This is a genomic window from Corallococcus sp. AB049A, assembly GCF_003668885.1.
Taxonomy (GTDB): Bacteria; Myxococcota; Myxococcia; order Myxococcales; family Myxococcaceae; genus Corallococcus; species Corallococcus interemptor.
The window spans coordinates 1-4,707 of the sequence record NZ_RAWL01000556.1 but is presented as its reverse complement, the minus strand read 5'-3'; the positions used below and the strand labels follow the sequence as shown (position 1 = coordinate 4,707).

The following is a 4,707-nucleotide window of genomic DNA, read 5'->3' as shown; positions in this document are numbered from 1 at the left end:
CCGCCGGGCATGCCCGGCATGCCCGGGGGAGCCTCGGGGGCCTTCACGATCTCGAGCAACTCCACCTCGAACACCAGGGCGGCGCCGCCGGGGATGTTCGGGGGCGCGCCGCGGTCGCCGTAGGCGATGTCGGAGGGGCACACGAGCTGCGCCTTGCCGCCGACCTTCATCTTCTGGAGGCCCTCGGTCCAGCACTTGATGACGCCCTGGAGCGGGAACTGCGTGGGCTCACCGCGCTTGTAGGAGGAGTCGAACTCCTTGCCGTCGGAGAGGGTGCCCTTGTAGTGCACCTTCACGATGTCGGTGGCCTGGGGCTGGGGACCGGTGCCGGCCTGGGTCTCCTTGTAGATGAGGCCGGAGTCGGTCTTCACCGCGCCGGGCTCCTTGGCCTTCTCCTCGAGGAACTTCTTGGACTTCTCCTTCTCCGCGTTGGCCTTGCGCAGCGAACGCTCGCGCGCGAGGTCCTGGAGCTTGGGACCGTAGGTCTCCAGGTCCACGTCGGTCTTCGCGCCGGTGACCTGCGCGGTGAGGCCGGCCTTCACGAACTCCAGCTCCTGCGGGGTCATGTCGAACACGCTGATGCTGCGGCCGATGGACAGGCCCAGCGCGTAGAGCGTCTTCTGCTCCTCGGTCTGGGGAGCGCCGGCGGCGCCCGCCGTCGTGGTGCCGGTGGCAGCGGTCTCGCCCGGCTTCGCGCTCTGGCCCTGGCAGGCCGTGAGGCTCAGCATCGCCGCGATCAGGATCGTCTTCTTCATCATGATGTCGTCGCCTTTCCTTTGGCTCAGCGGCGGCCGACCGCCCCCCGCTGCATGCCTGGGGGCGCGGTCTACTACAGAAAGTGCCCGGCTTCCTCTTGGGAACCGTGCTTTCCCCGGAAGGGGGTCCATGCAGGTAGGACAACCGGCCGCCGGGCCCCCCAACCCCCGGCAAGGCCCCGGATTCCCGGCGTCTACCGGGAGCGCCCGCCAAAGGCGGCCTGGGAGACCAGGAGCAGGACGACGGCGCCCAGGATGGCGCCAAGGAAGCCGGTGGGCTCCGGGTCCCGCCAGTGGGTGCCCCGCCAGACGGACGTGAGGAAGCCGCCCACGAAGGCCCCGGCGACGCCCAGGACCGTGGTGCCAATGCACCCCAGGCGCTGGTTCCCCGGCAGCACGGCCCGGGCGATGAGCCCCGCGAAGAAGCCGAAGATGATCCACCCCAACAGCCCCATGACGTCCTCCCCGTGCGGCGTGTGAACTGGCCCGCAATGTGGCGCACGGAAGGCGGGGGCGGAAGTCCATCCCGGCGTCGCATAGGCTGCCGCGCGAACCATGAGCCCCCTCCGCCGCGCCACCCGGGACGACAACGCCGCGCTCCTGGACCTGTTTGGCGACGTGCCCATGACCGGGGACCTGGTGCTCAGCACGCAGCGGTCGCCGGACTACTTTGGCCTCTTCGCCATGCAGCGCGGTGAGGCCGAAGTATGGGCCCACGGCGAAACCTCCCGCCTGGATGGCATGGGCGCCATCCATGTCCGTGACGGCTGGCTGGATGGCAAGCCTTGCCGCGTGGGCTACCTGGGTGACCTTCGCACCCGCTTCTCCGCGCGCCGCTCCCGGGGCCTGGCCCGGTTCTATGGCCCCGTGCTGGAGGAGACCTCCCGCCGCCATGGCGTGGACGTGTTCCTCACCGCCGTCATGGCCTCCAACGCCGCCGCGCTCCAGGCCCTGGTGCGCCGGGGCGCTTCGCGGGAAGCGCAGCCGCACTACCACCTGATGCGCGCGTTCTCCGCCGTGTCACTCCAGTTCGTCCTGCGCCGCAAGCCGCGTCCCAGCCGCTACTCCGTGCGCCGGGCCACCGCCGCGGACGTGCCCGCCATGGCCGCGCTGCTGGACGCGGACCACCGCTCGCGCCCCTTCGGCTACCGCTTCGACACGGGTGAACTGGAACACCGGCTCGCGCGCTGGCCGGGCCTTCGCCTGGAGGATTCGTTCCTCGCGTTCGATCCCGCCGGACAATTGGTCGGCTGCACCTCCGCGTGGAACCCCGACGCCGTGAAGCGCTACCGTGTGCTCGCGTACCGGGGCGGCATGAAGTGGGTGCGCCGGGGCTTCAACGCGCTGGCCACCGTCACCGGCGCGCCCCGCCTGCCCGCGCCCGGCGGCGACTTCCGCTACTTCTACCTCTGCAACACCAGCATCCCGTCAGAAGACCCCGCCGTCCTGCGCGCGCTGCTGGACGCCGTCTACGCCGCGTTCCACGGCCAGGGCTTCCACTTCTTCACCGTGCAGCAGGACGCCAACGACCCGCTGGCCTCCGCCTTCGACGGCTTCATCCAGCGGCGCCTGGACTTCCACCTCTACGCCGTCACGCCCGCCTCGCGTCCCCCCAGGACCTTCCCCGGGGGACGCACCGGCTTTGAAATCTGCCTGCCCTGACGCTCACACCACGCGCGTCTTCCAGCGGCCGCGCCGGAACAGGACGATGCCCAGCACGGACATCGCCGCGAAGGCCGCCGGCACCGCCAGGTACGCCCCCACCACGCCCAGCCCCAGCGGCTTCGCCAGCACCCACGCCAGCGGCAGCTCCAGCACCCAGAGACACCCCAGGTCGATGAGCGTGGGCGTCCGCGTGTCCCCCGCGCCGTTGAACGCGGAGGTGATGACCATGCCGTACGCGCAGGAGAAGAAGCTCAAGGAGAAGACGCGCAGCGCCGTCGCGCCCTCCTCCACCACCGCCGGGTCCGTCGTGAAGAACCGCAGCAAGGGATGCGCGAAGACGAAGAACAGCACCCCGATGCTGCCCAGCACCATCAGGTTGTACCGGCCCGCCAGCCACACCGCCTTCGCGCCCCGGTCCGGGTCCCCCGCGCCCATGCTCTGCCCCAGCAGCGTGGCCGCCGCGTTGCCCAGGCCCCACGCGGGCAGGAGCGCGAACATCACGATGCGTATGGCGATGGTGTAGCCCGCCAGCGACGTGCTGCCGAACGTCGACACGATGCGCACCAGCACCACCCAGCTGGTCGTGCTCACCAGCGCCTGCACCATGCCCGCGCCGGACAGCCGCAGCATCGCGAGCATCGTCGCGGGCTCCAGCGCCAGGTGCTCGCGCCGCACCTGGAGCCGGCCGTTCGACCGCACCAACCGGTAGAGCTGATACGCGACGCCCGCGCTGCGGCCCAGCGTGGTGGCCCACGCCGCGCCCACCACGCCCATCTCCGGGAACGGCCCCCACCCGAAGATGAGGCACGGCGCGAGCAGGATGTTGAGCCCGTTGGCCAGCATCAGCACGCGCATCGCGATGGCCGCGTCGCCCGCACCCCGGAAGATGGCGTTGATGAGGAAGAGCAGCAGGATGCTCACCACGCCGCCCATCATCACGCGCGTGTAGCCCACGCCGTGCTCCAGCACCCACGGCGAGCCGCCGAGCGCCGCCAGGATGGGCCGGGCGAAGACGATGCCCGCCACGGCCAGCACCGTGGAGATGAGGATGCCCAGGCCAATGGCCTGCACCGCCGTGCGCCCCGCCCGCTCGGCGTCCTTCTCTCCGATGCGGCGGGCCACCATCGCCGTGGCGCCGATGCTCAGGCCCATGCCGGCGGCGTAGATGAGGGTGAGGATGCCCTCGGTGAGCCCCACCGTGGCCACCGCCTCCGCGCCCAACCGGCCGACGAAGGCGACGTCCACCACGGCGAACACCGACTCCATGCACATCTCCAGCACCATGGGTACGGCGAGCAGGAAGATGGCCCGCCCGAGCGGCAGCCGTGTCAGGTCCTGCTCCGTGCCGTGCAGGGCCTCCTTCACCAGGGCCCACAGCCCCTTCTGTCCTGCGTCGGGGCTCGCCGTGTCCACGGGCGCGGGCGCCTGCGCGGGGCGGTCCGCCAGAGGTGTCTCTTCCACGGATGAGGCCTTTCGAGAGCGAGGGGACTTCCTACCGCGAAACGCCCACACGTGGCGCCCAGCGACGCGGGCTTCCCACGCACCCTGCCACCGGCTCCTGACATCTGAAGGTGCCGCACCCACCCACTTCGAGCCAGCGAGCGAGCGTTGGCTGGCGGACGGCGGGTCGCGCCTCGGGACAACATGCCCCTGGGAGAGCCGGGAGTAGCTTGCTGCATCCCGATGAGTCCCTTACCCGCGACCGCTTCTCTCCTGCCCACCGCGGTAGGTCCTCATTTCACCCTGGCCTCGTCCGCGCGACTGCTGGGCACCACGCAAGTGGGGCCCGGGGCCGTCATCTCCCGCGGCGCCGTCGTGCGCTCGGTGGGAGGCTCCGTGACGTTGGGAGCCTTCTCCGCCCTGCGCGAGGACGCGGTGGTGGTGGGCACGCCCGAACGGCCCACCTCCATCGGCGAGAAGACCGTGCTCGGTCCGCGCTCGCTGGTGATGGGCGCTCGCGTGGGGTCGCTCTGCGACATCGGGGATGGCGCCATCCTGATGCCCGGCGTGACGCTCGGCGACCGCTGTCTGGTGGGCGAGGGCACGGTGCTGCCGCCGGGCATGACGGTGCCGGACCAATCCGTGGTGCTGGGCCGGCCAGGACAGGTCCTGCGGATGCTCTCCTCCGAGGACCTCACCCACCTCCAGCAGCGCCGGGGCGGCGACCTGTCGCTGCCTGGCGCTCCATTGACTCCTTTCTCCGCGCGAGACCGCGCCGAGGACGCCCCCATGGGACAGCTGTATGCCTTTCGCGACCGCCACCCCTTCGTCCACCCCACCGCCACCC

The 4,707-nt window shown here is 71.1% G+C and carries 5 protein-coding genes; 2 read left to right on the top strand and 3 right to left on the bottom strand.

Annotated elements, in window-relative coordinates; translation table 11 throughout:
- Nucleotides 1-755: FKBP-type peptidyl-prolyl cis-trans isomerase (locus D7X55_RS35990; RefSeq protein WP_147470349.1), on the bottom strand; the 755-nt coding region annotated here is incomplete at its 3' end.
- A gap of 194 nt (nt 756-949) precedes the next feature.
- Complete coding sequence (locus D7X55_RS35985) at nt 950-1,210, bottom strand: GlsB/YeaQ/YmgE family stress response membrane protein (protein WP_120552210.1); 261 nt, start codon at nt 1,208-1,210, stop codon at nt 950-952.
- Nucleotides 1,211-1,310: 100 nt separating this feature from the next.
- Here D7X55_RS35985 and D7X55_RS35980 point away from each other — a divergent pair, with 100 nt between their 5' ends.
- Nucleotides 1,311-2,417, top strand: a complete 1,107-nt coding sequence (locus tag D7X55_RS35980) for a GNAT family N-acetyltransferase (RefSeq protein WP_121725396.1) — start codon at nt 1,311-1,313, stop codon at nt 2,415-2,417.
- Nucleotides 2,418-2,420: 3 nt separating this feature from the next.
- Here the strand turns inward: D7X55_RS35980 and D7X55_RS35975 are convergent, their stop codons facing one another.
- Nucleotides 2,421-3,881 carry an MATE family efflux transporter gene (locus D7X55_RS35975; RefSeq protein WP_233610271.1) on the bottom strand — a complete coding sequence of 487 codons (1,461 nt, stop codon included), beginning with the start codon at nt 3,879-3,881 and terminating at the stop codon, nt 2,421-2,423.
- A gap of 222 nt (nt 3,882-4,103) precedes the next feature.
- Here D7X55_RS35975 and D7X55_RS35970 point away from each other — a divergent pair.
- On the top strand, nt 4,104-4,707 hold a 604-nt coding region (locus D7X55_RS35970), incomplete at its 3' end, for a DapH/DapD/GlmU-related protein (RefSeq protein WP_304988911.1).